This is a genomic window from Parasutterella secunda, from assembly GCF_016901835.1.
Taxonomy (GTDB): domain Bacteria; phylum Pseudomonadota; class Gammaproteobacteria; order Burkholderiales; family Burkholderiaceae_F; genus Aphodousia; species Aphodousia faecavium.
On record NZ_JACJKX010000001.1, the window covers coordinates 172,556 to 194,414 of the forward strand.

Below are 21,859 nucleotides of genomic sequence, written 5' to 3' on the forward strand. Positions count from 1 at the left end.
AGTCCGAAAAGAACGATCACTTTGGAAAACATAGCACGAAAAAAGTCCCTTTGCAGAGGGAAAGATATGCTATTTGTTACGCCATTTATCTCGTATGGTTTGACGAAGGTTGGGAGCTAAGCGCTCTAAGGCGTCAAGGGTCATGAAAATCGAGTTTCTGCCGCGATTGGAAAGTTCGCGAAACCGAGCGAGCAACTCACTTTCTTCTTCGACGGGGTTGTGACGTTCACTGGTGATGATAAAGAGGATATCAAAACCACAGTCATTGAGTCGGGGCATCCGGAATATGCCGGGGTCTTCCTGCCCCAACTCATATTTTTGATACATTTCAAGAGGAACGCCGAGTAGCTGGGCGATTTGTAATTCGGTATAACCGAGACGCTCCCGTTCGGTGCGTAAACGTTCACCGAATTCACGTCTGCGTTTAGCGAGTACAGTTGCCATAATCGTCTTTCGCTACAAGTCAATCAGAAGGATTGTGAAACGTCGATCACATCCATTCTAAACGTTAAACAAGAAATTCATCACATCGCCGTCCTGAACGATGTAGTCCTTTCCTTCAGCACGCATTTTGCCAGCTTCCTGCGCACCTTTTTCTCCGTGGTGAGAAATGTAGTCATCAAAAGCGATGGTTTGAGCGCGGATGAAGCCTCGTTCGAAGTCGGTGTGAATGACACCGGCGGCTTGAGGTGCGGTATCGCCTTTATGAATGGTCCAGGCGCGAACTTCTTTCGGACCGGCGGTAAAGTAGGTCTGAAGACCGAGCAAATCATAACCGGCTCGGATCACACGATCCAAACCCGCTTCATGCATACCCATGTCTTCCAAGAAGAGTTTTTTATCTTCTTCGTCAAGCTCTGCGATCTCACTTTCAATTTTGGCGCAAAGGGCAACCACAGGAGCATTTTCGGTGGCAGCAAACGCTTTGACTGCTTCTAAAAGAGGGTTGTTCTCAAAACCGCTGTCATCGACATTGGCGACATACATCGTCGGTTTAACGGTAAGCAGACACAAGGGTTTGATAATGGCTTTTTCTTCCCGAGTCAATGCGACCTGGCGGGCAGGTTTCCCTTCGTTGAGCACGGGCTGGATTTTTTCCAAAACGGTAACGAGCTTTAAGGCTTCTTTGTCACCACCCTGACGGGCTTGTTTGGAATATTTGTTGAGCAATTTCTCCACCGTAGCCAAATCCGCTAGGGCCAATTCGGTGTTGATCACCTCAATATCTTCGGTGGGATTGACGTGTCCTGCGACGTGTACGATGTTGTCATCGTTAAAGCAGCGAACAATATGCGCGATTGCGTCGCACTCACGAATATTGGCCAGGAACTGATTGCCCAGGCCTTCGCCTTTGCTAGCACCGGCAACCAGACCGGCAATGTCCACGAATTCCACGACAGCGGGAACGATGCGGGCAGGATGCACAATGTCGGCAAGCTGTTGCAGTCGGTTATCCGGTACTTCCACGATTCCGACGTTGGGTTCGATGGTGCAGAACGGATAGTTTTCGGCGGCAATACCCGCCTTGGTCAGAGCGTTGAAAATAGTGGACTTGCCGACGTTAGGCAAGCCAACGATGCCACATTTTAATCCCATGATTTTTAATCCAAAAAGTTAATGCCTGCATTGTAGCATTGACAAGGTTGGTGCAAATGATACGAATCCTAAAAATTAAGATTTTTCCAATTGCGCCAACAATTCCTCACATTGATTCTCGTTGAAAAGTTTTATGCCATTCTGATGGAGTAATTCAGCCGTGACGCCTCGGCCGCTTTTGAGTGTTCCATTGAATTGTCCGTCATAAACCATATGCGTGCCGCAGGCGGGACTTTTCTCCTTCAAAATAGCATGGTGGGCACGATGTTGTTGAGCCATTCTCAGGCAAAATCGGCTTCCTTCGACGTACTGTTGTGTGCAATCTATGCCGTCGGCATTCTTTATTTTTGCTTGCCCGGCAAGAATATCTCCGGCTGTCATGTCCTTTTCAATTTCACAGGGTACGCGTGGTGTCGGAAGGCTTCCCGCGCACTCAGGGCAAATGGCAACAAGAGTAATGTCTTTGTTAACCAGGCAGGATAGATCGGCTACTTTACTCTGACCGTCATATCGAACCGGTTGTCCGAGCAGGCAGGCGCTCACCAAAACGACGTGATTATTCGCCACTTGTTTCCTGAACCTCTTTTTTGGGTTTGGGAGAACCGAATTTGGCGATGGCTCGTTGGACTCTTGCCATGTCCCCACAAGCGATATCATTAGTCGTTTTCAATGCCGCACTAATACACTCTTCAATCATGCTTTTGTGTTCAGCACTGGGGCTGTGAAGTACAAAATCAGCGACGGGTTGAGCCAGTCCGAGTGAACGGGGGTGACCGGTACCCAGACGTAGTCTCCAGAAGTTAGGCGTAGAGAGTTTCTCGGTAATATCTTTTAGGCCGTTGTGTCCAGCGTTTCCGCCACCTTTTTTCAGCTTCATGCATCCGGGCATTAAATCGAGCTCGTCATGAACCACTAAAATCTCTTCGGGCAAAATTTTGTAGTACAGGGCCAAAGCGACGACTGATTGACCTGAGCGATTCATATAGGTCAAGGGTTTTAATAACCAGATATCCTGTCCGGCCAGACGCACCCGGGCGATTTCCCCCAGAAACTTTTTTTCCTCGTGGAAGAAAGCCCCTTCCCGTTGGGCAAGTTGATCCAAAAACCAAAAGCCGGCATTGTGTCGGGTATCAGAGTATTCAGGCCCGGGATTACCAAGGCCGACGATCAAACGAATGGCGGACATATTCAGCTAACTTTCAAAAATTGTTCGGTTATTGAATGGGGGAAGTTCAAATTCAAGTGTACGGTACACAAGAAAAAAGGGTGCCCCCTTAATCAGAGCACCCTTTAGCCCAGCATTGACTGAATGATTACTTGGCTTCAGCCGGAGCGGCAGCAGCCGGAGCAGCTTCAGCGGTAGCGTCAGCAGCGGCGTCTTCTTCTTCGTCTTCAACTTGAGCAACAACAGAGACCACAACCGGATCTTCGTTGCCGTGAACAACGGCGGAAACACCTTCGGGCAACACGATATCGGAAACGCGCATCGTGGTTTGAGCGGTCAAACCGGACAAGTCAACAGAGATGAATTCCGGCAAATCCTTCGGCAAGCAGCTGACTTCGATGGAGCTGCGAGCGTGGCTGACCAAGCCCTTGCTGATCTTGACAGCGGGGCTGTTTTCAGCGCCGAAGAAGTGCAACGGCACGCTCATGGTAACCGGTTCGTCGGCGTTAATGCGTTGGAAGTCAATGTGCATGACTTGGGGCTTGTACGGATGCATTTGGAAAGCACGCAAAACAACGAGCATATCCTTGCCATCCAATTCCATCGTCAGAATCGAGGAGTGGAACTTTTCCTTACGCAATGCGTAGAAAATAGGATTGTGTTCGAGCTCGATCGGCGTGGCCGCAACGTTGCCGCCGTAAACAATACCGGGCAACTTGTCGGCGCGGCGCAGACGGCGGCTCGCACCCGTACCTTGCGCTTGACGCGTGGTGGCGATGATTTTCATTTGTATTCTCCAAAAATAAAATTCCCGGGACGCGACCATCCACTAGGAACAAAAAAGATTGTCAAAAAACAATCGAGGACGCTATTGTACAGAATTTGTACAAAAAGGCGAGGAAACAAGTCCCTCGCCTGAAGTGATCGCCTTTAACGATTAATTTTCGAACAAGGCGCTCACAGAATCTTCACGAGCGATACGGGAGATCGTTTCTCCGAAAATATCCGCTACGGAAACTTGAGTGATCTTAGAGCACTTTTGAGCTTCTTCACTTAACGGAATCGTATCGGTGACCACCAGTTCATCCAAGTCGGAATTGGTAATACGTTCAATAGCCGGACCGGAAAGAACCGGGTGAGTGATGTAGGCGCAGACCTTAACGGCACCGCGTTCTTTCAAAGCCTTGGCGGCATTGCAAAGAGTACCTGCCGTATCCACGATATCGTCGGTGATGATGCACGTACGACCGTCGACTTCACCGATGAGGTTCATCACTTCGGCCACATTGGCGCGCGGACGACGCTTATCGATGATGACCATGTCGGTATTGAGAGACTTGGCCATGGCGCGGGCACGAACCACACCGCCCACATCAGGGGAAACAACGACCGGTTTTTCGTAATTGCGATTCATCAATTCACGCAACAGAATCGGCGTGGCGTAGATGTTATCGACCGGAACATCGAAGAAACCTTGAATTTGGTCAGCGTGCAAGTCCATCGTCAACACACGATCCACTCCGACGGATTGGAGCATATTGGCAACAACCTTGGCGGAAATGGCCACACGAACAGAACGGGGACGACGGTCTTGGCGAGCGTATCCGTAGTACGGCATAACAGCGGTAATACGGCGTGCGGAAGCACGACGCAAAGCATCAACCATGATCATCAATTCCATCAAATTGTCATTGGTGGGAGAGCAGGTGCTTTGCAGAATAAATACGTCGCGACCACGAACCTTTTCACTGATTTCCACCATGACTTCGCCGTCGGAGAAATGACTGACGACAGCCTGACCAAGGGGAATATTGAGGTGTTCTGCGACAGCTTGGGCAAGTTTGGGATTGGCATTGCCCGTAAAGACCATGAGATTGTCCGGAACCATTGGGACCATGATATTGACTCGCCGAAAGTTAAGAAGAGAGAGCTCTTCGGTTAGTACACGGCGGTTCTTTTTAAAACCGCTTCGCAAAAAACAAACGGGAGCTAGCACAACAATGCTTGCTCCCGAAAGTTGGCAGGGGAGGAAGGATTCGAACCTTCGAATGCCGGAATCAAAATCCGGTGCCTTAGGCCAGCTTGGCGACTCCCCTACAAATTTTGGTTCAGCATGATAATGCTGACAACGTCGGGTGTATTTTAAGACTTTTTACCGAAAAATGTTTCCAATTCTCAGGTAAATCTTCAAACACCCGCTTCGCTTCACTTTCCTGCATCAGCGCAAATGCTGCTGAGCCGGAACCTGTTAAGCGGAATTGAGGCAACGTCGTTAATAACTTATTGACCTCAGGGTTCACAACTTTGACGATCGGTTCAAGATCGTTGTGTCCCAATCTCATCCAGTCACTCCACTCGTGAGCGGCGTCGAGGATCGACATTGTGACGTATTTCGTGTCCCTTGTCAAGTCAGGATGTGAAAAAATTTCGGCTGTGGGCTGATTGACCCCCGGCCAAATCACCGCAAACGGCATGACCGGCACTGAAATGGGGGATAATTTTTCACCGATTCCTTCTACCCAAGCGTTTGTTCCTAAGAGAAAGAACGGGACATCGGCCCCTAGTCCGGCAGCCAATGGCATCAGCTGCTCTTCGCTCAGGTGAAGATTCCAGAGTTTATTTAATCCCATCAGGGTCGTTGCAGCATCTGACGATCCGCCTCCCAGGCCGGCGCCGGCCGGAATACGCTTGATCACATCAATTTCAACACCGAGAGAGGTCGGAAAATGGCTTTGCAGAAGACGCGCGGCTTTTACGCAAAGATCTTTATCAATATCGCCGATGACGTCACCGGTTCTCACAATTTTTCCGTCCTCGCGCAAAGTCAGCTTTACGGTATCGCAAAGATCGATCAGAATGAAAACGGATTGCAATTCGTGGTAGCCGTTCGGACGTCGACCGACAATGTGTAAAAACAGGTTCAATTTCGCCGGAGCCAATAAATCAAGAGTCATGATGACGATCTGAAATCAATAAAAGAATGGATAAGGCCGGAGAGTTTATAGAGGCCTCTCTTTCAAAACGAATGCGTTTAGGTAACCCCTTTGCATCGTAGCTTTCGTAGCGGATTAGCCAACCGTTTTGCCGGATTTCTTTATATGGTTTGGATTGAGGGGTGGTTTGAGCACTCACGCCCACAATGGGAGAACCTTCAAGCCAATACTGCAGCCCCTCAACAGGAACGCTGAAACCCAGGGTTTGTATTAAAAGATTGTCAACATTATCAGCCCGATATTCAGGCCTGCCCACAGTCTGCAGAGAAACATCTGTATCAGACAATGTGACTCGGGCGATGGTGTTTCCTAAAGCAGTTTTTAAATCGAGAATGGTTAAGGGGGCGGAGGAATGGGTCAGAATGAATCGTCCGCTGTGATTTTCTCGGTGTTGAGCAGATTCGGCTGATATGGAAAAACGTCCCTGCCAGCTCTGTTGCAGATCGGGAGTGGACAAACTCACGCATCCGCTCAAGAGTGTGATGAAAACTGCACCGGTTAAAAAGGTTCGAAAGGACATGGCAAAAAATTCTAAAACCGTAAATGAAGACGATCCATTAAGGAGTTAATCACGGGGTCGTCAGCATTTTCTTTGAGCAACGGACGCAAAATTTTCATGGCTTTGGCAGTTTGCCCCTGGGCTTGATAGACCTCAACCAAGTGAAGCAAGATCTCTTTGTCATTGAGCTTTTTGACAGCCTTCTCAAGGAAATTCTGAGCTTTCTCAAGGTCTCCCTCTCGGAAATACAACCAACCCATGGAATCTAAGAAAGCAGCGTTGTCCGGTTCCATGGTCAAGGCTTTTTCAATCAAAGGACGAGCCTGTTTGAGCTTAATGTTATTGTCAATCCAGAGATAGCCGAGGGTATTGTAGAAATCCGCTTCGTTAGGGTAGTAGCCGATGGCATCCTGCAAATATTTTTCTGCTTCATCGAGCTTTTTGAGCTCGTTGGCCATAATGGCACACTGGAACAATAATGTGGCATTTTCTTTATCGGTTGCCAAAGCTTCTTTCATGGTTGAGTAAGCTTTTGATGTTCGTCCGGCCTCATAAAGAATTTGGGCTCTTTTGTGTAAAAATTCCGTTCTAACTTTTCCCTCGACTTTAGTTTCGGCAAGGATGTCGATTGCCGCATCATACTTTTTCTCTGCCGCCAAGCTTTGTGCGAGCAGAAGTCGGGATTGAGGGAAAAATTCGCTCGACGCGTCGACTTGTTTAAACCAGTCGGCAGCAGCTCCGTAGTGCTTTTGTTTATAGTCGATGATTCCGAGAGAAAGATAGGCTCGGGGTAAGCGATCAAGCAGTACTTTTTGATCTTTAGCCAATCGTTCAAACGTCATCAGATATCGCTTGGTTTCGTCTGTCAGACCAACCGTGTCGCAAACGGTTGCAAGAGTGAAGGCCAAGCTTGGCAAGGTTTGTGAAAAAGGTTCAAGAATTTGAATCTGTTTTTGCACCCCGCTCTTATTTTGAGTCCGCGCATAGGCTTTAGCTAAGCCCAACTGAGCGTCATAGTCTTTAGGGTGTTTTTTTACGAATTGCTCCAGTATGGAGATGGCTTGAGAAGCGTGTTTAGCCATCAAGATATCGGCATATTCGAGCAACGCTGAGGTGTTATCGGGAAGTTGTTGCCAGGCGAGTCTAGCGTAACGTTCGGCTTGTTCAGAATCACCCGTGCGGCGATAGAGTTTGGAAAGAGCCAGCGCAGCCTCTTTCCGGTCTTTACAAAGGGAGGCAAGAGGACGGACAAAAGCCAATACCTGTTGAGGCTGCTTTGTACCGATTTCAGCTTGTCTGACTATGGCTTTGAAGCGCGATAACTTCTCGGATTCCGTTGAAGCCTGAGCCAGGAGTTCTTTGGCTCGAGTTAACTGACTTTCACCTAGCTCACCCTGACGAAGCTCCGTCAACAGGTTGGCGAGCCGAGCATCGGAATTTTTAGGTGACAGGTCTTCCCAAAGCTTGGCAGCTTCGCCTGCCTGCTCGAAGGCTCGTGCGCCGTCGGCAATTTCAAAGGCCCGTTTGGCTAAACGGGGATCCTTCGTTGTTCTCGCTGTTTGCATGTAGGTTTGAAAGGCGGTCGCAGGATCGTTTCGTTGCAGAGCAAATTCGGAGGCGATGATCTGAAACAACAAGCCCCCTGTTAATTCAACGTTGGGCAAAGTTTCTTTGGCCCAGCTGCTATTGATCAGACAAACAAGTGCGGCGGCTGAGCAAAGCGATTTTTTTAGGAAAGAAAGCTTAACTGGCATGGCTATATAATCCAACACAACCCAGCAATTGTACTGTTTTCCTCAGAAATTCAATGCAAACGAAACAATTCTCAAAGATTCTTATTGATTGGCAAAAAATTCATGGCAGACACAACCTGCCGTGGCAGGTTGCGCAACCTTATGCCCGTTGGATTTCCGAAATCATGTTGCAGCAGACTCAGGTAAGTACCGTCATTGAATATTTTGAACGATTTATGAGGCGCTTCCCGACGGTGCAGGACTTGGCTCAGGCCTCAGAAGATGAGGTGATGCAGTATTGGTCGGGGCTTGGGTATTACTCCAGAGCCAGAAATTTACATCGCGCAGCCAAAATAATCGTAGAGCAGTTGGACGGTCAATTTCCTCAAACCCGTGAGCAATGGGAATCTCTTCCGGGGGTCGGAAGAAGCACTGCTGCGGCGATTGTTGCATTCAGTTTCGGGGTAAGAGAGACGATTCTTGACGGCAATGTAAAACGTGTGCTGATGAGGATATATGCTTTGCAAAGCAGCGCAGATGATCGGCAAACCGTTAAAGAATTGTGGACTTTAGCTGAGAGTTTGTTGCCGCAACAAGATTTGGATGCTTACATTCAGGGATTGATGGATTTGGGAGCAACGATTTGTTCTCGCAATCCGAAATGCATTCTTTGTCCTTTTAAAGAGCGATGCAAGGCATTTAGTTTGGGACTGCAAAATGATATTCCCAAACCTAAAAAAAGAAGCCGACGCCCCCAACAGGAAAGAACTTTTCTGCTGATATGGTGCGAAGATCAATGTTTTTTACAAAAAAGAACGGGTAAAGGGGTTTGGAAAGGGCTTTACAGTTTGCCGGAGATGGATGCAATAAAAACAGAGGACGAAGTTCGGGATGTCGTTGAACAGATGGGATTGACGGTTAGAAATTCGCGTGAACTTGAGCCATTTCAGCACGATTTCTCCCATTACCGATTAATTCTGCATCCGGTGGCCGTTAACGTAACGTCTAAAGAAAATGCCTGTTTGCAAGGACGTTGGGTCGGACTGCAGGATTTACCGGATGTGGGGGTGCCTGCCCCCATCCGTTCTCTGTTGGAGTCATTCCTTGGTTAGGCTGCCTGAGACATTCCTTTAACTGGAGTTCTGGCTTGTCCGATAATGCGATGCCGGATAGCGACAGAGGGCATTTTTTGAGCAAAGTACTTGGCTAATGTTTCAGCGACATAAACCGATCGATGCTGTCCCCCGGTGCAACCGATAGAAACTGTCAGATAATGACGATTGGTTGCCTGATAACTGGGCAGCCACTTTTCAATAAAGTGGGTGATATCGCTGATCATTTCAACAGCGTCCGGTTGATTTTGCATGAAAGCGATGACCGCTTCGTCTTTGCCGGTCAGGGCGCGAAGTTCGGGGTCATAGTACGGATTGGGTAAATTACGCACATCAAAAACGAGGTCCGCAGCCGTAGGAATGCCGTGTTTGTAGCCGAAGGATTCAAACGTCAGGGTTAAGTCGGCGTGCGGAGCATCAGCAAAATCTTTCACCCAGGTTCTCAAAGTATTGCTTTGCAGATGGGTCGTATCCACGACCTGAGCTTGAACGCTATAAGGCTCCATCAGTTCGCGCTCTTTGGTGATCACTTCCGATAGAGTGAGCGTGTGTGTGTCGGAGCTGAAGCGAAGAGTGAGCGGGTGGCGCCTGCGGGTTTCGGAGAAGCGCTGAAGTAACTCAGGAGTGGATGCTGTTAAAAACAGAATCCGCACGTCCCAGTCTTTCTGAGCGTTGAGTTCCTCAATGAGTTTTTCCGGTTCATAACCTTCAAAATCGCTTCGAGCATCAATAGCGAAGGCAACATAATCTTGAGATTGCTGAAGTGTTTTGGCAACAGGAATCACAAAAGAAAGAGGCAGGTTGTCAATACAATAGTAGCCGCTGTCTTCTAATTGTCGGATAGCAACGGATTTGCCGGAGCCGGAAAGACCGGTAACGATGATGAGCTTCATAAAAGGTCCCCTACCAAACGCCAGACTATTCTAACGAAAACCTTAAGCGTTGTTTTCAACAGCAGCAACGACTAATGATTCCTCTTCTTCTTTTCGTTGCGCTTTGACTTCTTCGTTGAGCAGATCCCATTCATTTTCCAGAGCGTCTTCCTGAGACTCTCTGGCAAGAACCGTCGGTGCAGTCCAGTTCATGATAGCAGAGCAAATCTCGACAGCATTTTCAGCTTTTCTGAGATCGGCACATAACGTTTTGTTTTCCAACATGGCGATGCATTCGCGCAAAAGCGGGAGGTATTCATCGTCATTATCGGTTTTAGGCACAATCAGGAAAAAGAAAATATCAACCGGTTTATTGTCGTAAGGCGGAGGATCAATGTGAATAGGGCGTTGCAACAATACGATCGTAATGAGAGGGCGCTTTAACCCCTCGATTTCACAGTGAGGTAACGTGACTCCTGCGCCGATGGCATTATTGCCGAGACGCTCTCTTGCGTAAAGAGCTTCAAAAACCTGGGTGTGAGCAACGCCTGACATCTGAAAGGCCAAACAAGCTTCCTCGAACACCCGCTTTTTGGTTGCTCGTTGCATCGAGTTAAAAAAGATGACGTTTGATGAAGATAGATAAGGATATATCTGGTTCATCGAATCTTCTTTACATGGTAAAGGTTGTACCTAAATAGGCACGTCGCACTGCCTCGTTAGCAATGATGTCTTTCGGGTGCCCACTGGCCAGAACTCCGCCGTCACAAATAATGTAGGCGTGGTCGCAAATGCCCAGCGTTTCACGAACATTGTGGTCAGTAATCAATACCCCGATTCCACGGTTTTTAAGGAAACGGATGATGCGTTGAATTTCAATGACGGCAATCGGGTCAACGCCGGCAAAAGGTTCATCAAGCAAAATGAACTTTGGTTCGGCGGCCAGCGCACGGGCAATTTCGGTGCGTCGTCTTTCACCGCCCGATAAACTCATCGCGGGGTTCGTTCTCAGACGAGAAATTTGCAACTCATCGAGCAAATCATCGAGTTTTTTATCAATGGCGGCCCTTGTGTAGCTCTTGCCGTTTTCATCGTGCTGCAGCTCTAAAATGGCACGAATATTTTCTTCTACCGTCATCCGACGGAAAACAGAAGCTTCCTGGGGCAGATAGGACACGCCCATTCTGGAACGTTTGTAAATGGGTAAGTGAGAGATGGACTGACCATTTAACTCGATCGTGCCTCCGTCGGAGACAATCAAACCGACCACCATGTTAAAGGTTGTGGTTTTACCGGCACCGTTCGGTCCGAGAAGTCCGACTACTTCACCGCTTTTGACTTCTAAAGAAACATCCTGAACGACCCAACGGCTGCCATAACGCTTTTTTAAACCAACGGCACGAAGTGTATTGACAGCAGAAACCGAAGCGACTTCCGAGGCTTCATTTTCTTCGTTTGATTGTTGTTCAAGTGATTGCACTTTAATTTCCGTTTTTTCTTCTGTGGTCGGCACGGTCATTCCTTTTATCGTTTGTGATCTCAACGGGCTTTATTGCGTGGGGCAATAACAGTACTGGCCCGACCGCTACTGCTGCCTTGAATAATTGTACGTGAGCGAACCGTATCGTAAACAATTTTATTGCCGCGAGCTCTGTCTTTGACAATACCGTTTTCGGAACGCTCAACAACGGCCTTACCCGTTAACGTTACGATACCGGTACGTTCTTCATAGACAATTTCCTGAGCTTGCCCGGCAATCCATTCTTCAACACCCTTGACCTTCTGATCCCGACGCTGACGGAACGTGGCGACATTGCCTGTAAGGGTTGCCTTGCGATAACCGGTAGAGGTTTCCTGCAAGATGAGTTTTTGGCCGGTCAATCTCATCGTGCCCTGGTTTACATGGACAGATCCCGTATAGGTGGCAATCTGTTTGATTTCATCACCAAAGAAATGATCTGCCTGAATTTCAATCGGTTGTTCCCGGTCCTTTGTTTCTGCCTGAGCCAAAGGCAAGGCCAGAGCCAAAACAAAAGCGGCCAGTAAGCATCGTTTCATGTTCAGTCCTATTTGAGTAAATTCTTCGAACCGCTTCTCGGTTCGATCACGGTGGTTACACGACTTTTGAGTTCAACAGTACGAGACAAATTGTCAAACACCATGCCAGTGCCGCGGGCTCTATCATTGCCGCTGAACATCTCCACAACATCATCGCTCACAAATCGGTTGGTATCGGGATACACCGTCATGCTTTGAGTTTCAAGACGACTGGCTGCTGTATTGCCGCTTGCCGCTCGAGAGACCACAACGTCACCTTCGAAGACGAATGTTTCTCCCGCATCGGTACTGCGTCCTTTGAGTGCTTCGGCGTGTGTGATCGGTTCATCGGGCGAAATCGTTGTGGCACGAGGCTTCACCATTAAGATGGTGTCGTTGGAATAGTGCATGAATTCTGCGGCCTGCAGTCGTGTCTGGGCAACGCCTTGCTCATTGAAATCAATAATTGTTGTGTCTGAGGCAATAAAATCCGGAGAGTCCTCGCTTGGGACATAGCGCAAATTGCTGAAAGTAGCCTGCATGGCGTACCAGTAACTGGCAGCAATGAGGATCAGCAACAAAACAATGGCAATGATGGCGGTCAGTCTTTCGCGCATATTTCTCTCAAATCAATAGCGGTGTCGAGCCTGGGGATCAGGGTGTAAAAACATTGTTTCAATCGTATTTTCCCACTTCCCTTGGGCTTTTAAAATATATTCGGCGAGCTCTCTGACAGCACCGGCTCCTCCGGGGTGTCGGCTCTTGAAGTCAGCTAAGTGCTCGATTTCCTCTACGGCATTACAAGGGCAGGCTTTAAGTCCTACCTTTTGGATCACCGCATAGTCAGGCAAATCATCACCGATGTAGGCGATCTCTTGGGCGGTGAGCGAGGTGTCAGAGAGCAACTGCTCGAGCCCTTTGACCTTATCACGCTGCCCCTGGAGTACGTTTGTAATGCCCAGTTCTTGCGTGCGTTTTTTAAGGATTTCTGAGCTTCTGGCTGTCAAAATCGCTACGTCAATACCGTTGGCTAGTAGCATTTTAATGCCTAAACCGTCTTTGACATCAAAAGCTTTAAAAAGTTCGCCTTCATTGCCGATATAAATTTTGCCGTCGGTTAAGACACCGTCGACATCACAAATCAACAATTTAATTTTTTGAGCCTTTTGCAATAACGTCATAATACTTTCGCCGTCATCAGGTCATGGATATGCAGAGCGCCGATCAAATGATTTCCTTCGTCGACAACCAGTAATTGGTTGCAAAGCGATTGATCGAGAATGTGAGCCGCTTCGGCAGCAAGAGCCGATTGAGCAATCGTCTTGGGCGAAGGAGTCATAACATCGGCGATACAGATGTTGCGAATATCGCCTACTCTTTCAATCAGACGCCGTAAATCGCCTTCTGTAAAGATGCCTTTCACACAACCGTCCTTGTCAACGATAGCGGTCATGCCGATTCGTTTAAGTGTAATTTCACGAACGGCATCCAAAACCGAGACACTGTCCAAAACGCTAGGAACTTTTTCACCTTTACGCATGACATCGCCCACATGGATCAAGAGGCGCCGTCCCAGTGCACCGCCCGGATGAGAGCGGGCAAAGTCATCAGCCGTAAATCCTTTGGCTTGAAGACAGGCGACGGCAAGCGCATCACCGAGTGCCAAAGTGGCCGTTGTGCTGGTGGTCGGAGCCAGACCTAAAGGACAAGCCTCCTGTCTGACGCCGACATCGAGATGAATGTCGGCGTATTTTGCCAGAGCGCTATCGGGGGCACTCGTCATGGCGATCAGGGGGGTTCCTTCACGTTTGATCACGGGGACAATTGTCAGGAGTTCATTTGTCGTGCCGGAATTGGAAATGGCGATTAAAACGTCATTGCGGGTAATCATGCCGAGGTCACCGTGGGCGGCCTCACCCGCATGAACAAAAAAGGATGGGGTCCCGGTTGATGCGAGAGTAGCCGCAATTTTGCGGCCGATATGACCGCTTTTGCCGACACCGGAGACCACTACTCTGCCCTTGCAGTTTAAAAGACATTGCACGGCATCCAAAAACTTTTGCCCTAAACGATCGGCTAAATCCGTTAAAGCCTGAGCTTCATGCTTTAGCACCGTACGGGCCAGATTCAGCGTTAAATCGTTTGTATGTGCATGTTCAATCATTTTTCTAGGAATCCTTTTTCAATACCTTGATTTCAACAAGCGTCGAAATCAGTGATTGAGTATCTTTGATAAAAATTGTACGGCCCGTTCACTTCGGGGCTTTGTGAAAAATTCCTGAGTCGGGGCGTTTTCCAGAATTTGACCGTTTTCCATGAAAAGGACGCGATCGGCAACTCGTCGAGCAAAGCCCATTTCGTGCGTGACGACCATCATGGTCATACCGTCCTGGGCCAATTCAACCATCACATCGAGCACTTCATTGATCATTTCAGGATCAAGAGCTGAGGTCGGTTCGTCAAAGAGCATACAGACCGGATCCATGGCAAGGGCACGCGCAATGGCCACACGCTGCTGTTGACCACCGGAGAGTTGGCCGGGGAATTTTAGAGCATGTTCGGACAGGTGCACGCGATTGAGCAAATTGAGTCCTCGTTCGGTTGCCTCTTCACGACTGCGCCCTAAAACTTTCATCTGAGCCAAAGTGAGGTTATCGATAATAGACAGATGAGGGAACAACTCGAAATGCTGAAAAACCATTCCGATGTGCTGACGCAGCTTCGGCAAATTTGTTTTCGGATCACCGACATCGATGCCGTTGACGATAATTTTGCCTTCCTGAAAGGCTTCCAAACCGTTCACAGTTTTGATAAGTGTGGACTTGCCCGACCCGGACGGTCCGCACACTACAACAACCTCGCCTTTCTCCACACTGGCCGTGCAGTCTTTGAGAACCTGAAAGTTCTCGCTGTACCACTTGCTGACGTGTTGGATTTCAATCATTGCCATTGTTTACTCCTGGTGAGACTTGGCACTGAAATCAGGTTTACGGCCCTCTTCAAAAGCCAGACAAGCTTGTTTGGCTTCATCACTGTCGAGACGCTCAGACAGAATTTTGTGTTCAAGTTCCATGGCTTGGCGAATGGCTTGCCCTTGTTGCATTCTCAAAAGAGCTTTGGTTGCGCGAAGGCTGCCCGGGGGCAGTTTTGTCAATCGTGCTGCTCGAGCCAGTGTTTCCTTGAGGACGTCTTCGTCTTTAAAGACAGTCGTGACAATTCCCATTTGCAATGCTTCTTGAGCCGAAATCGGTTCACTCAAGAGCAGTTTTTCCATCGTTTTCTTGATGCCGGCTTTTTCGCACAGGCAGTGACTTAAACCGAATTCCGGGGACAATCCTAAAGCAGTAAAGGGAACGGAGAATAAACTTTTTTCTCCGCAATAGACCATGTCACTGTAGCAAAGAATGGCCACTCCCAATCCGACGGCCGGGCCCTGCACGGCTGAGAGCACCGGTTTGTCAAAAGCAATCAGAGATTCGATTAAAGCATCATAGGCTTTTTGAGTATCGGCTGTTCTGTGAAGAGTCTCTTCCAAATCGGCTCCGGCACAAAAAACACCACCTTCACCGCTGATAACCACACAACGGACGTCTTCGTCTTTTTGGGCTTGAGCCAATACCTCTACACAAGTTAAACACGTGGCTGCATTGAGTGTGTTGCGTTTGGCAGGTCGGGTGATGGCAATGTGACAGACCCCATTTTGTACTTGAACGGTTAAATCCGACATCTCGTTCCTCATAAATTCAGTGTAAACGTGACGAATGTGTCATCGAGTGTTTCGTCATCGTGGCAAACAAAGCCTAAAGATTGCATCAGGGCATACATGGCATCGTTTCCTCTGAGAACATAACCGATCAGAATGGAAATATGCATGCGCTTGGCTTGTTCAATTAGTTCCTTCATCAGCAAGGAGGCCAATCCGCGTCGTTGCCAACTGTCTTCAACCACTACCCCGAATTCTGCAAAGCTTGTTCCGGGCATCCGTTTAAAGCGACTGACAGCTCGGATCGATTCTGGCTCTTCCGGGTCGCAAGCGATGATGGCGACTTCACGGTTGTAGTCAATGTTGGTAAGTTCGACAATTTTTTCGCGAGCCAACTCATTTGAGGAAATGTGCAGACGCAGATACGTCGTTTGAGGAGACAGACGCATCAGGAAATTTCTTAAGGCGTCATAGTCCTGCGCTCTGATACTACGCAGTGTGACAAAACCTCCTTTGATCTCACGCCAGGAAGGATCAATCCAAGTCTCAGGTGCCAAGGTAAGGTGAGAGGCTAAAGAATCTTTGTCAAGTTTGTTGGGCGAAATGCCGATATGAGCATCAAGCGCAATACAGCCGCCATCATCAATTAACAACGGGTCAATAGTCAGGTTTCGAATGAGCGGATAGTCGGTGACTAACTTAGACACCCTCATCAAAATCTGAACAAGTGCCTCTTTGTTTGCAGGCGGTAAGCCTCTGAAATTCTCTAAAAAGGCACTGACCGTCGGTTTTTCAATCAGTTTTTGTGCAAGCGGTTCCGTTAAAGGTAAGAGCTCACAGACTTCGTCATGGTAAATGTCGCCCATATGGCCGCCCGCCCCGAAAGAAATGACCGGGCCGAAGCGAGAGTCTGTATGAACGGAAATTTTGACTTCCCGACCGTTGGGTTGACGAATATACCGCTGGACAAAAAGTCCCTCCAATTGAGCATAGGGGGCTTTGAGCTCAAGATCTTTCAAAATCTGACGGCTTGCCTGAATGACTTCATTTTCATCACGTAAATCCAAACACACTCCGCCCACATTGCTCTTGTGAACCACGCCTTTGGCAATAGCTTTGATGACCACGGGGAACCCCAAGGTTTTGGCGGCATCAATGGCTTCAACAGGAGACTTCACCAAAATGCCTGAAGCCGTCGTTAACCCTAAACAAGCCAAAAGGCGTTTGGTTTGAATTTCATTTAAAGTGAAATTTTCTTTTTGTTGGTTCTCTTCCAGTATCTGACGAATAGCGCTGTCGTCGGCCGGTAAAGTCACATTGCCGTTGGCGATCGTGCCGGCAAGATATCGTTTGGACTGGGCAAAATGAGCCATCCAGGAAAAAGCTTTGACTGCAGTTTCAGGGCTCTTTAACACCGTGATCGGATGGTTTTTGAGTCGGGCCTTGGCTGCAATGGTCTGAGACTCACCGATCCATGCGGTGATGATAGGTTTAAAACTCGCATCGGTGGCATAAGCAATAGCGTCGCAAACTCGCTCCAAAGGGGCAGCAAACGTCGGAGCCGTCACAACAACGATGGCATCAACGTTTTCGTCTTTATTGAGAGCATCAACAGCAAGCTTAATTCTTCTCGGATCCGCATCGGCCCAGAGATCCACAGGATTGGTCATGGGCAGAGGGTTGTCAAAGATCTGGTGCAACTTCTCAGTTGTTTGGCGCGACAATGTGGCGATTTTTACGTCACAGCCGGAAGCTGCATCGGCCGCTAATACGCCGAACCCGCTGCCGTTACTGATGATGCCGATACGGTTGCCTCGAGGCAAACGGTGCTGACAGAAAATTTCAATTGCTGAAAGCATCTCTTCCAAGCCGTAAACACGGATGGCTCCGGCCCTTTCCAAGAGTGCATTGAAAATATTGTCGTCACCGGCAGGAACGCCCATACGGGTAGCAAGCAACTGAGAGGCCTGAAGACTCTTGCCGCCTCGTAAAACAATGACCGGTTTGTGTTTGCAGGCTTCACGAACAGCCGAGAAAAATTCTCTGGGATTGCGGATGCCTTCGACGTGCAAGACAATGACGTTTGTTTGTTTATCCTGAGCGAGGTAGTCAATGATTTCACTCATTGAAACGTCAATTTCATCACCGGTATTCACTAAGGTAGAAAAACCGATATCACGGATTCGTTGAGAAGCCAAAAGCGATGTGCCGATAACCCCTGATTGGCTTGCAAAAGCGACATTGCCGGCCTGAGGTAAATCAGACCAATAACTGGCATTGAGACCGATTGACGGGCGCATGATGCCGAGGCAGTCGGTGCCGATCAAGCGAAGCCCGAGCGATCGTGCCTTGTTGACGATTGAGGCCTGCCAACTGGGATTGGATGTGACCGAAGGATCACTTGGAGCTAAAACAACCCAACGGGTTCCGTGGGAAGCAATATCTTCGAGCAAACGTTCGATGGTTTTGCTCGGGACAGCCAAAATCGCCAGATCGATTTTGTCTTCAATGCTCTTAATACTGGGGTAGCACTGAAAATCACCGATATAACGGTACTTCGGGTTGACAGGGTAGACCCGACCCTTGAAGTTTGATTGGATCAGATTTTTCCAAAGCGTTGTCCCTCGCGAATTTTCGCGGTCGCTGGCACCAATGATGGCGACCGTTTCCGGGGCTAAAGCTGAGTGGAGTCTATTCGATATATCCATTCGAAATCTTTCAGAAATCTTACTAACAAAATTAACCTACCAATTGTACTCAAAAAAGGTCTAACTCCCTATTTTTTCGTAAGAAAATGTTTGATTTTCAGATGAAGATGAAAAGCGTGCTTTGCTACAATTAAAAAATGGTTCGAGTCTTTCACAAGCTCGCCATCACTCTGATAGACGCGTTATTTCTGAGTTTTTTTATGAAAGTCAACGGCATTCCCACTCGCACGATTTGGTCCGTCGATCACGGACAGGCTATCGGCATTATCGATCAAACGAAACTTCCGTTTGAATTTAAAAAGGAAACGCTTCGTGATTGGAGGCAGGTACGAGAAGCCATTGCAACCATGAAGGTTCGCGGGGCGCCCCTGATCGGAATCGCTGCTGCCTGGGCTATGGTTTTGGCCATACGAGATAACGCTCAGGATGATCTTATCCACGAGGTCAGAAGCGAATTGATTGCAACCAGACCGACAGCGGTCAATCTGCAGTGGGCGGTTGATCATCTGGTCAAAAAAGTTATGCCGTTGCCGGCTAAAGATCGCCTGCCGGTGGCATACCGGGAAGCCGAAGAGATGACCCAGGCCAATGTTTTGGCCAATCGGGCAATCGGCACGCACGGTGCAAAAATCATTGCGGAGCTTTATGCCAAAAAACGCGAACCGGTCAATATTCTTACGCATTGCAATGCTGGGTGGTTGGCAACCGTTGACTACGGTACTGCTCTGTCAGCCGTTTATATTGCTTTTGAGCAAGGAATTCCTTTACACGTGTGGGTTGATGAGACTCGCCCGCGTGAGCAAGGCTTACTGACAGCTTGGGAGTTAGCCGGGGTCGGTATTCCTCACACGGTCATAGCCGATAACGCAGGCGGCCATCTGATGCAGCACCGGGAAGTCGATGCCGTGATTGTGGGAGCGGATCGAATTACGGCCATTGGCGACGTAGCCAATAAAGTCGGGACCTATCTGAAGGCTCTGGCGGCTAAAGACATGGACGTGCCGTTTTATGTGGCCGCTCCTTCCTCAACCATTGACTGGACGATTCAAGACGGCAAGCACGGGATAGAAATCGAAAATCGATCCGGTGATGAATTGCGATTTATTCGTGGTCTTGACAAGAAAGGTCATCTTGCAGACATTCGCCTGATGGATGCACAAACCAATGTTGAAAATCCTGCATTTGACGTGACTCCTGCCAGGTTGGTGACGGGTATCATCACCGAAAGAGGAGTCTGCGCCCCTGAATTTCTTACGCGTCTTTTCCCTGAAGGGGCACGCAAGCATGCAAGAAGTTAATGTGACTGATATGACCGACTTAAAGCGGCTAGTCATTGAGACAGCCCGCCGCATGAACGCTTTGGGAATTAACGTTAACAAAAGCGGAAATATCTCGGCGCGAGCGTCTCTGGATGGGTTGGACGGATTTTTCATTACTCCGACGGGGATTGATTACGACGCTCTTGAGGTTGAGGATATTGTTTTTATTGCATTGGATCAATCAGTCCGTTCGCAAATTCCGAATAAACGTTTGCCTTCGAGTGAATGGCTCATGCACGAGAGAGTCTACTGCCAACGAGCCGATGTAAAGGCAATCGTACACACTCATTCGGTTTATGCCACGGCGCTTGCCTGTCAGGAGCTCGGTATTCCCGCTTTTCACTACATGGTGGCTGCGGCCGGAGGCGACCGCATTGATTGTGCACCCTATGCGCTTTTCGGCTCCGAAGAATTAGCCGATAAGGCTTCTGATGCGTTGAGACAAAGAAACGCCTGTCTTTTATCCCACCATGGAGTCTTGGCCTGCGGGAAAGATTTGTCGGGAGCTCTGAAACTGGCTCATGAAGTGGAAAATCTTGCTCACATGTATACGTTGACACGAATGCTCGGTGAGCCCAAAATACTGAGTTCCGAACAAATGAGCAATGTGCTGGAGCGCTTTCAAACGTATGGACAACAACGATAAAGAAAATTCAATTCCCCGCTGGCTCAAACCCGACGGAAGTCCCGTCTCCTGTACGGAAAAAGTGATGGTTCTGAATGAAAATTACGAAGAGCTCAGAGCGATGCTCAAAGACGCTCTGGAAGATGCTCTCGTGTTGGGATGCTCTGAGTCACAGGTTCGCGCCAGTTTCCATGACCTGATTGATCAAATTCAGACTGACATTAAAGAAAGTCAGCAAAATCCTTAATGCTTCGGTGTCTTACTCAAAGCCAACCACAAAGCAATGAGTGCACAGAGAGCCGCCGTTGCATAAAAACTTTCAAAATAGTGGTTGAAAACATTGTGGATGAAACCGAAAATCAGCGGCAGGAAAATGGCACCCGCAAAGGTAAAAAAGAGTGTGCCGCCGGTTGCAACTCCTGCCTTTCCTTCCGGAGCAATTCGGGCAACGTGAGCTAAGTACACGCCGTTCCAACCGATTGCCGAAGCCCCTAAACAAAAACATACCGCCAGTAACAAAAAGGTTGAAGTCGCCGGGGTGAAAAATCCGACTGCAACCAACATAGCCGCCATCAGAAAACCGAGAATCGACAGTGTGATTCGAGGAGAATGAATCCGGTCGGCAAAAATCCCCCAAAACAGACGACCGCACATTCCTCCGATACTGGCAGCGCTCAAGGCCATACCGGCCAAAACAATCGGTATGCTGATGTCTTCAACCATAAAGGAGACGATGTAGCTGAAGACACACATCTGAGTGCCGTTATAGACGAAAGAGACGATGCTCATGCGACGCAGTCCGGACTGCGTTGTGACCAATCGCAAAGCGTTTAAAACCGTATGAATGCTAAAGCGTGATTGGGGATCGACGTGATCATCGAGTCTATTGCGATGATAAAGAACCACTAAGGCCACACAGAGCGCAATCACCGCCATGGTGTGTGGGCCCGCTTGCCAATCATCAGCCCAAAGCGCAACGGAGGGGACGATGAAGCCCGCCAGCGCACTGCCCAGTGGGACAGCCGTTTGCTTCAGTGAGAAGACAAAGCCCATCTTTTCTTTCGGAACAGTATGGGCCAGGATGTCACTGGAAGCCGGTGTAATGGGGCCGTAGCTCAGCCCTAACAGAAGGGCCCCGGCACAAATGCACCAAAAGTTTGCGACTGAACTGAGGATTAAGCCGATTGCTGCCAGAATCAGACACCCTTGTGAAACATGAATGCCGCCGTATCGTGTGACCATGGTGCCGCCAGCCACCGCAGCAAACGCTGCACCGATGTAGATAAAACATACATAGGTACCGATAAAGGAGCTGGGCATACCGATCGCAGCAGCGACAAGCGGAGCAATAGCCGACAAGGTCACCGTACTGGCCGTCGCGACCGATTGGATGGACATTGTGGAGACTAGAGCCAAGTGAACAACGGACATTTTGTGTTTCCTGAGAGGACGTTGAAAACATTGTAGAAGAATTTCTCGTTTATCAGGCAGTTAAAT

General features: G+C 48.7%; 24 protein-coding genes and 1 tRNA gene. 4 read left to right on the top strand and 21 right to left on the bottom strand.

Features of this window, described 5'->3' with window-relative positions:
- Positions 1 to 69: 69 nt before the first annotated feature.
- The 10 genes from H5985_RS00840 to H5985_RS00885 form a co-directional block, all read right to left on the bottom strand.
- Positions 70 to 444: a helix-turn-helix domain-containing protein gene (locus H5985_RS00840; protein ID WP_205049418.1), complete on the bottom strand. Its 375-nt coding sequence runs from the start codon at positions 442 to 444 to the stop codon at positions 70 to 72.
- A gap of 57 nt (positions 445 to 501) precedes the next feature.
- Positions 502 to 1,596, bottom strand: a complete 1,095-nt coding sequence (gene ychF / locus H5985_RS00845) for a redox-regulated ATPase YchF (protein WP_205049419.1) — start codon at positions 1,594 to 1,596, stop codon at positions 502 to 504.
- Between the two features lie 75 nt (positions 1,597 to 1,671).
- On the bottom strand, positions 1,672 to 2,163 hold the full coding sequence (locus H5985_RS00850; protein WP_205049420.1) for a 2-thiouracil desulfurase family protein: 492 nt from the start codon (positions 2,161 to 2,163) through the stop codon (positions 1,672 to 1,674).
- Positions 2,153 to 2,782 carry an aminoacyl-tRNA hydrolase gene (gene pth, locus H5985_RS00855; RefSeq protein ID WP_205049421.1) on the bottom strand — a complete coding sequence of 210 codons (630 nt, stop codon included), beginning with the start codon at positions 2,780 to 2,782 and terminating at the stop codon, positions 2,153 to 2,155. Before pth ends, H5985_RS00850 begins: the two co-directional genes overlap by 11 nt.
- Positions 2,783 to 2,909: 127 nt before the next feature.
- Positions 2,910 to 3,548 (bottom strand): 50S ribosomal protein L25/general stress protein Ctc, encoded by a 639-nt coding sequence (locus tag H5985_RS00860; RefSeq protein WP_205049422.1) that lies wholly within the window; start codon positions 3,546 to 3,548, stop codon positions 2,910 to 2,912.
- Positions 3,549 to 3,698: 150 nt separating this feature from the next.
- A complete protein-coding gene (locus tag H5985_RS00865; protein ID WP_205049524.1) occupies positions 3,699 to 4,649 on the bottom strand; it encodes a ribose-phosphate pyrophosphokinase in 951 nt (316 codons plus the stop codon).
- 130 nt (positions 4,650 to 4,779) lie between these two features.
- Positions 4,780 to 4,857: transfer RNA gene (locus tag H5985_RS00870), tRNA-Gln, on the bottom strand.
- 12 nt (positions 4,858 to 4,869) lie between these two features.
- Positions 4,870 to 5,715: a 4-(cytidine 5'-diphospho)-2-C-methyl-D-erythritol kinase gene (ispE, locus tag H5985_RS00875; protein ID WP_205049423.1), complete on the bottom strand. Its 846-nt coding sequence runs from the start codon at positions 5,713 to 5,715 to the stop codon at positions 4,870 to 4,872.
- The gene (locus tag H5985_RS00880) at positions 5,705 to 6,274 is read right to left on the bottom strand and encodes an outer membrane lipoprotein LolB (RefSeq protein ID WP_205049424.1); all 570 of its coding nucleotides are present in this window, start codon (positions 6,272 to 6,274) and stop codon (positions 5,705 to 5,707) included. Before H5985_RS00880 ends, ispE begins: the two co-directional genes overlap by 11 nt.
- 11 nt (positions 6,275 to 6,285) lie before the next feature.
- Positions 6,286 to 8,007 (bottom strand): tetratricopeptide repeat protein, encoded by a 1,722-nt coding sequence (locus tag H5985_RS00885; RefSeq protein ID WP_205049425.1) that lies wholly within the window; start codon positions 8,005 to 8,007, stop codon positions 6,286 to 6,288.
- A gap of 53 nt (positions 8,008 to 8,060) precedes the next feature.
- Here H5985_RS00885 and mutY point away from each other — a divergent pair, with 53 nt between their 5' ends.
- Positions 8,061 to 9,098, top strand: coding sequence for an A/G-specific adenine glycosylase (gene mutY, locus H5985_RS00890; protein WP_205049426.1), 1,038 nt, complete (start codon positions 8,061 to 8,063; stop codon positions 9,096 to 9,098).
- Here mutY and rapZ read toward each other — a convergent pair.
- Genes rapZ through H5985_RS00940 form a run of 10 tightly spaced genes read right to left on the bottom strand, consistent with a single transcriptional unit; the run spans position 9,095 to position 18,418 of the window.
- Positions 9,095 to 9,991 carry an RNase adapter RapZ gene (gene rapZ / locus H5985_RS00895; RefSeq protein ID WP_205049427.1) on the bottom strand — a complete coding sequence of 299 codons (897 nt, stop codon included), beginning with the start codon at positions 9,989 to 9,991 and terminating at the stop codon, positions 9,095 to 9,097. The genes mutY and rapZ overlap by 4 nt on opposite strands.
- 42 nt (positions 9,992 to 10,033) lie before the next feature.
- Entirely contained in the window at positions 10,034 to 10,633 is a 600-nt protein-coding gene (locus H5985_RS00900; RefSeq protein ID WP_205049428.1) for a PTS sugar transporter subunit IIA, read from the bottom strand.
- 10 nt (positions 10,634 to 10,643) lie between these two features.
- On the bottom strand, positions 10,644 to 11,483 hold the full coding sequence (lptB, locus tag H5985_RS00905; RefSeq protein WP_338124938.1) for an LPS export ABC transporter ATP-binding protein: 840 nt from the start codon (positions 11,481 to 11,483) through the stop codon (positions 10,644 to 10,646).
- A 26-nt stretch (positions 11,484 to 11,509) separates the two neighbouring features.
- Complete coding sequence (lptA, locus tag H5985_RS00910) at positions 11,510 to 12,028, bottom strand: lipopolysaccharide transport periplasmic protein LptA (RefSeq protein WP_205049430.1); 519 nt, start codon at positions 12,026 to 12,028, stop codon at positions 11,510 to 11,512.
- Positions 12,029 to 12,036: 8 nt separating this feature from the next.
- Positions 12,037 to 12,624: an LPS export ABC transporter periplasmic protein LptC gene (gene lptC / locus H5985_RS00915; protein WP_205049431.1), complete on the bottom strand. Its 588-nt coding sequence runs from the start codon at positions 12,622 to 12,624 to the stop codon at positions 12,037 to 12,039.
- 12 nt (positions 12,625 to 12,636) lie between these two features.
- On the bottom strand, positions 12,637 to 13,188 hold the full coding sequence (locus tag H5985_RS00920; RefSeq protein ID WP_205049432.1) for a KdsC family phosphatase: 552 nt from the start codon (positions 13,186 to 13,188) through the stop codon (positions 12,637 to 12,639).
- The gene (locus H5985_RS00925; RefSeq protein WP_205049433.1) at positions 13,185 to 14,171 is read right to left on the bottom strand and encodes a KpsF/GutQ family sugar-phosphate isomerase; all 987 of its coding nucleotides are present in this window, start codon (positions 14,169 to 14,171) and stop codon (positions 13,185 to 13,187) included. Before H5985_RS00925 ends, H5985_RS00920 begins: the two co-directional genes overlap by 4 nt.
- Positions 14,172 to 14,219: 48 nt before the next feature.
- Positions 14,220 to 14,951 carry an amino acid ABC transporter ATP-binding protein gene (locus H5985_RS00930; RefSeq protein WP_205049525.1) on the bottom strand — a complete coding sequence of 244 codons (732 nt, stop codon included), beginning with the start codon at positions 14,949 to 14,951 and terminating at the stop codon, positions 14,220 to 14,222.
- Between the two features lie 9 nt (positions 14,952 to 14,960).
- A complete protein-coding gene (locus tag H5985_RS00935; protein WP_205049434.1) occupies positions 14,961 to 15,734 on the bottom strand; it encodes an enoyl-CoA hydratase-related protein in 774 nt (257 codons plus the stop codon).
- Positions 15,735 to 15,742: 8 nt separating this feature from the next.
- Complete coding sequence (locus H5985_RS00940) at positions 15,743 to 18,418, bottom strand: bifunctional acetate--CoA ligase family protein/GNAT family N-acetyltransferase (RefSeq protein ID WP_205049435.1); 2,676 nt, start codon at positions 18,416 to 18,418, stop codon at positions 15,743 to 15,745.
- A 200-nt stretch (positions 18,419 to 18,618) separates the two neighbouring features.
- Between H5985_RS00940 and mtnA the strand changes: the two genes are divergently transcribed.
- The 3 genes from mtnA to H5985_RS00955 are packed head-to-tail and all read left to right on the top strand — an operon-like array spanning position 18,619 to position 20,609.
- Positions 18,619 to 19,716 carry an S-methyl-5-thioribose-1-phosphate isomerase gene (gene mtnA / locus H5985_RS00945; protein ID WP_205049436.1) on the top strand — a complete coding sequence of 366 codons (1,098 nt, stop codon included), beginning with the start codon at positions 18,619 to 18,621 and terminating at the stop codon, positions 19,714 to 19,716.
- Positions 19,703 to 20,383 (top strand): class II aldolase/adducin family protein, encoded by a 681-nt coding sequence (locus H5985_RS00950; RefSeq protein ID WP_205049437.1) that lies wholly within the window; start codon positions 19,703 to 19,705, stop codon positions 20,381 to 20,383. The genes mtnA and H5985_RS00950 overlap by 14 nt, the downstream gene beginning before the upstream one ends.
- On the top strand, positions 20,367 to 20,609 hold the full coding sequence (locus H5985_RS00955) for a hypothetical protein (RefSeq protein ID WP_205049438.1): 243 nt from the start codon (positions 20,367 to 20,369) through the stop codon (positions 20,607 to 20,609). Before H5985_RS00950 ends, H5985_RS00955 begins: the two co-directional genes overlap by 17 nt.
- Here H5985_RS00955 and H5985_RS00960 read toward each other — a convergent pair.
- The gene (locus tag H5985_RS00960) at positions 20,606 to 21,793 is read right to left on the bottom strand and encodes an MFS transporter (protein WP_205049439.1); all 1,188 of its coding nucleotides are present in this window, start codon (positions 21,791 to 21,793) and stop codon (positions 20,606 to 20,608) included. The genes H5985_RS00955 and H5985_RS00960 overlap by 4 nt on opposite strands.
- Positions 21,794 to 21,859: the final 66 nt, after the last annotated feature.

Bases quoted from the DNA above. Each gene is read 5' to 3' on its own strand.
- H5985_RS00840 (WP_205049418.1), bottom strand. From the start codon at position 444: ATGGCAACTGTACTCGCTAAACGCAGACGTGAATTCGGTGAACGTTTA.
- ychF (WP_205049419.1), bottom strand. From the start codon at position 1,596: ATGGGATTAAAATGTGGCATCGTTGGCTTGCCTAACGTCGGCAAGTCC.
- pth (WP_205049421.1), bottom strand. From the start codon at position 2,782: ATGTCCGCCATTCGTTTGATCGTCGGCCTTGGTAATCCCGGGCCTGAA.
- H5985_RS00860 (WP_205049422.1), bottom strand. From the start codon at position 3,548: ATGAAAATCATCGCCACCACGCGTCAAGCGCAAGGTACGGGTGCGAGC.
- H5985_RS00865 (WP_205049524.1), bottom strand. From the start codon at position 4,649: ATGGTTCCGGACAATCTCATGGTCTTTACGGGCAATGCCAATCCCAAA.
- ispE (WP_205049423.1), bottom strand. From the start codon at position 5,715: ATGACTCTTGATTTATTGGCTCCGGCGAAATTGAACCTGTTTTTACAC.
- H5985_RS00880 (WP_205049424.1), bottom strand. From the start codon at position 6,274: ATGTCCTTTCGAACCTTTTTAACCGGTGCAGTTTTCATCACACTCTTG.
- H5985_RS00885 (WP_205049425.1), bottom strand. From the start codon at position 8,007: ATGCCAGTTAAGCTTTCTTTCCTAAAAAAATCGCTTTGCTCAGCCGCC.
- mutY (WP_205049426.1), top strand. From the start codon at position 8,061: ATGCAAACGAAACAATTCTCAAAGATTCTTATTGATTGGCAAAAAATT.
- rapZ (WP_205049427.1), bottom strand. From the start codon at position 9,991: ATGAAGCTCATCATCGTTACCGGTCTTTCCGGCTCCGGCAAATCCGTT.
- H5985_RS00900 (WP_205049428.1), bottom strand. From the start codon at position 10,633: ATGAACCAGATATATCCTTATCTATCTTCATCAAACGTCATCTTTTTT.
- lptA (WP_205049430.1), bottom strand. From the start codon at position 12,028: ATGAAACGATGCTTACTGGCCGCTTTTGTTTTGGCTCTGGCCTTGCCT.
- lptC (WP_205049431.1), bottom strand. From the start codon at position 12,624: ATGCGCGAAAGACTGACCGCCATCATTGCCATTGTTTTGTTGCTGATC.
- H5985_RS00920 (WP_205049432.1), bottom strand. From the start codon at position 13,188: ATGACGTTATTGCAAAAGGCTCAAAAAATTAAATTGTTGATTTGTGAT.
- H5985_RS00925 (WP_205049433.1), bottom strand. From the start codon at position 14,171: ATGATTGAACATGCACATACAAACGATTTAACGCTGAATCTGGCCCGT.
- H5985_RS00930 (WP_205049525.1), bottom strand. From the start codon at position 14,951: ATGATTGAAATCCAACACGTCAGCAAGTGGTACAGCGAGAACTTTCAG.
- H5985_RS00935 (WP_205049434.1), bottom strand. From the start codon at position 15,734: ATGTCGGATTTAACCGTTCAAGTACAAAATGGGGTCTGTCACATTGCC.
- H5985_RS00940 (WP_205049435.1), bottom strand. From the start codon at position 18,418: ATGGATATATCGAATAGACTCCACTCAGCTTTAGCCCCGGAAACGGTC.
- mtnA (WP_205049436.1), top strand. From the start codon at position 18,619: ATGAAAGTCAACGGCATTCCCACTCGCACGATTTGGTCCGTCGATCAC.
- H5985_RS00950 (WP_205049437.1), top strand. From the start codon at position 19,703: ATGCAAGAAGTTAATGTGACTGATATGACCGACTTAAAGCGGCTAGTC.
- H5985_RS00955 (WP_205049438.1), top strand. From the start codon at position 20,367: ATGGACAACAACGATAAAGAAAATTCAATTCCCCGCTGGCTCAAACCC.
- H5985_RS00960 (WP_205049439.1), bottom strand. From the start codon at position 21,793: ATGTCCGTTGTTCACTTGGCTCTAGTCTCCACAATGTCCATCCAATCG.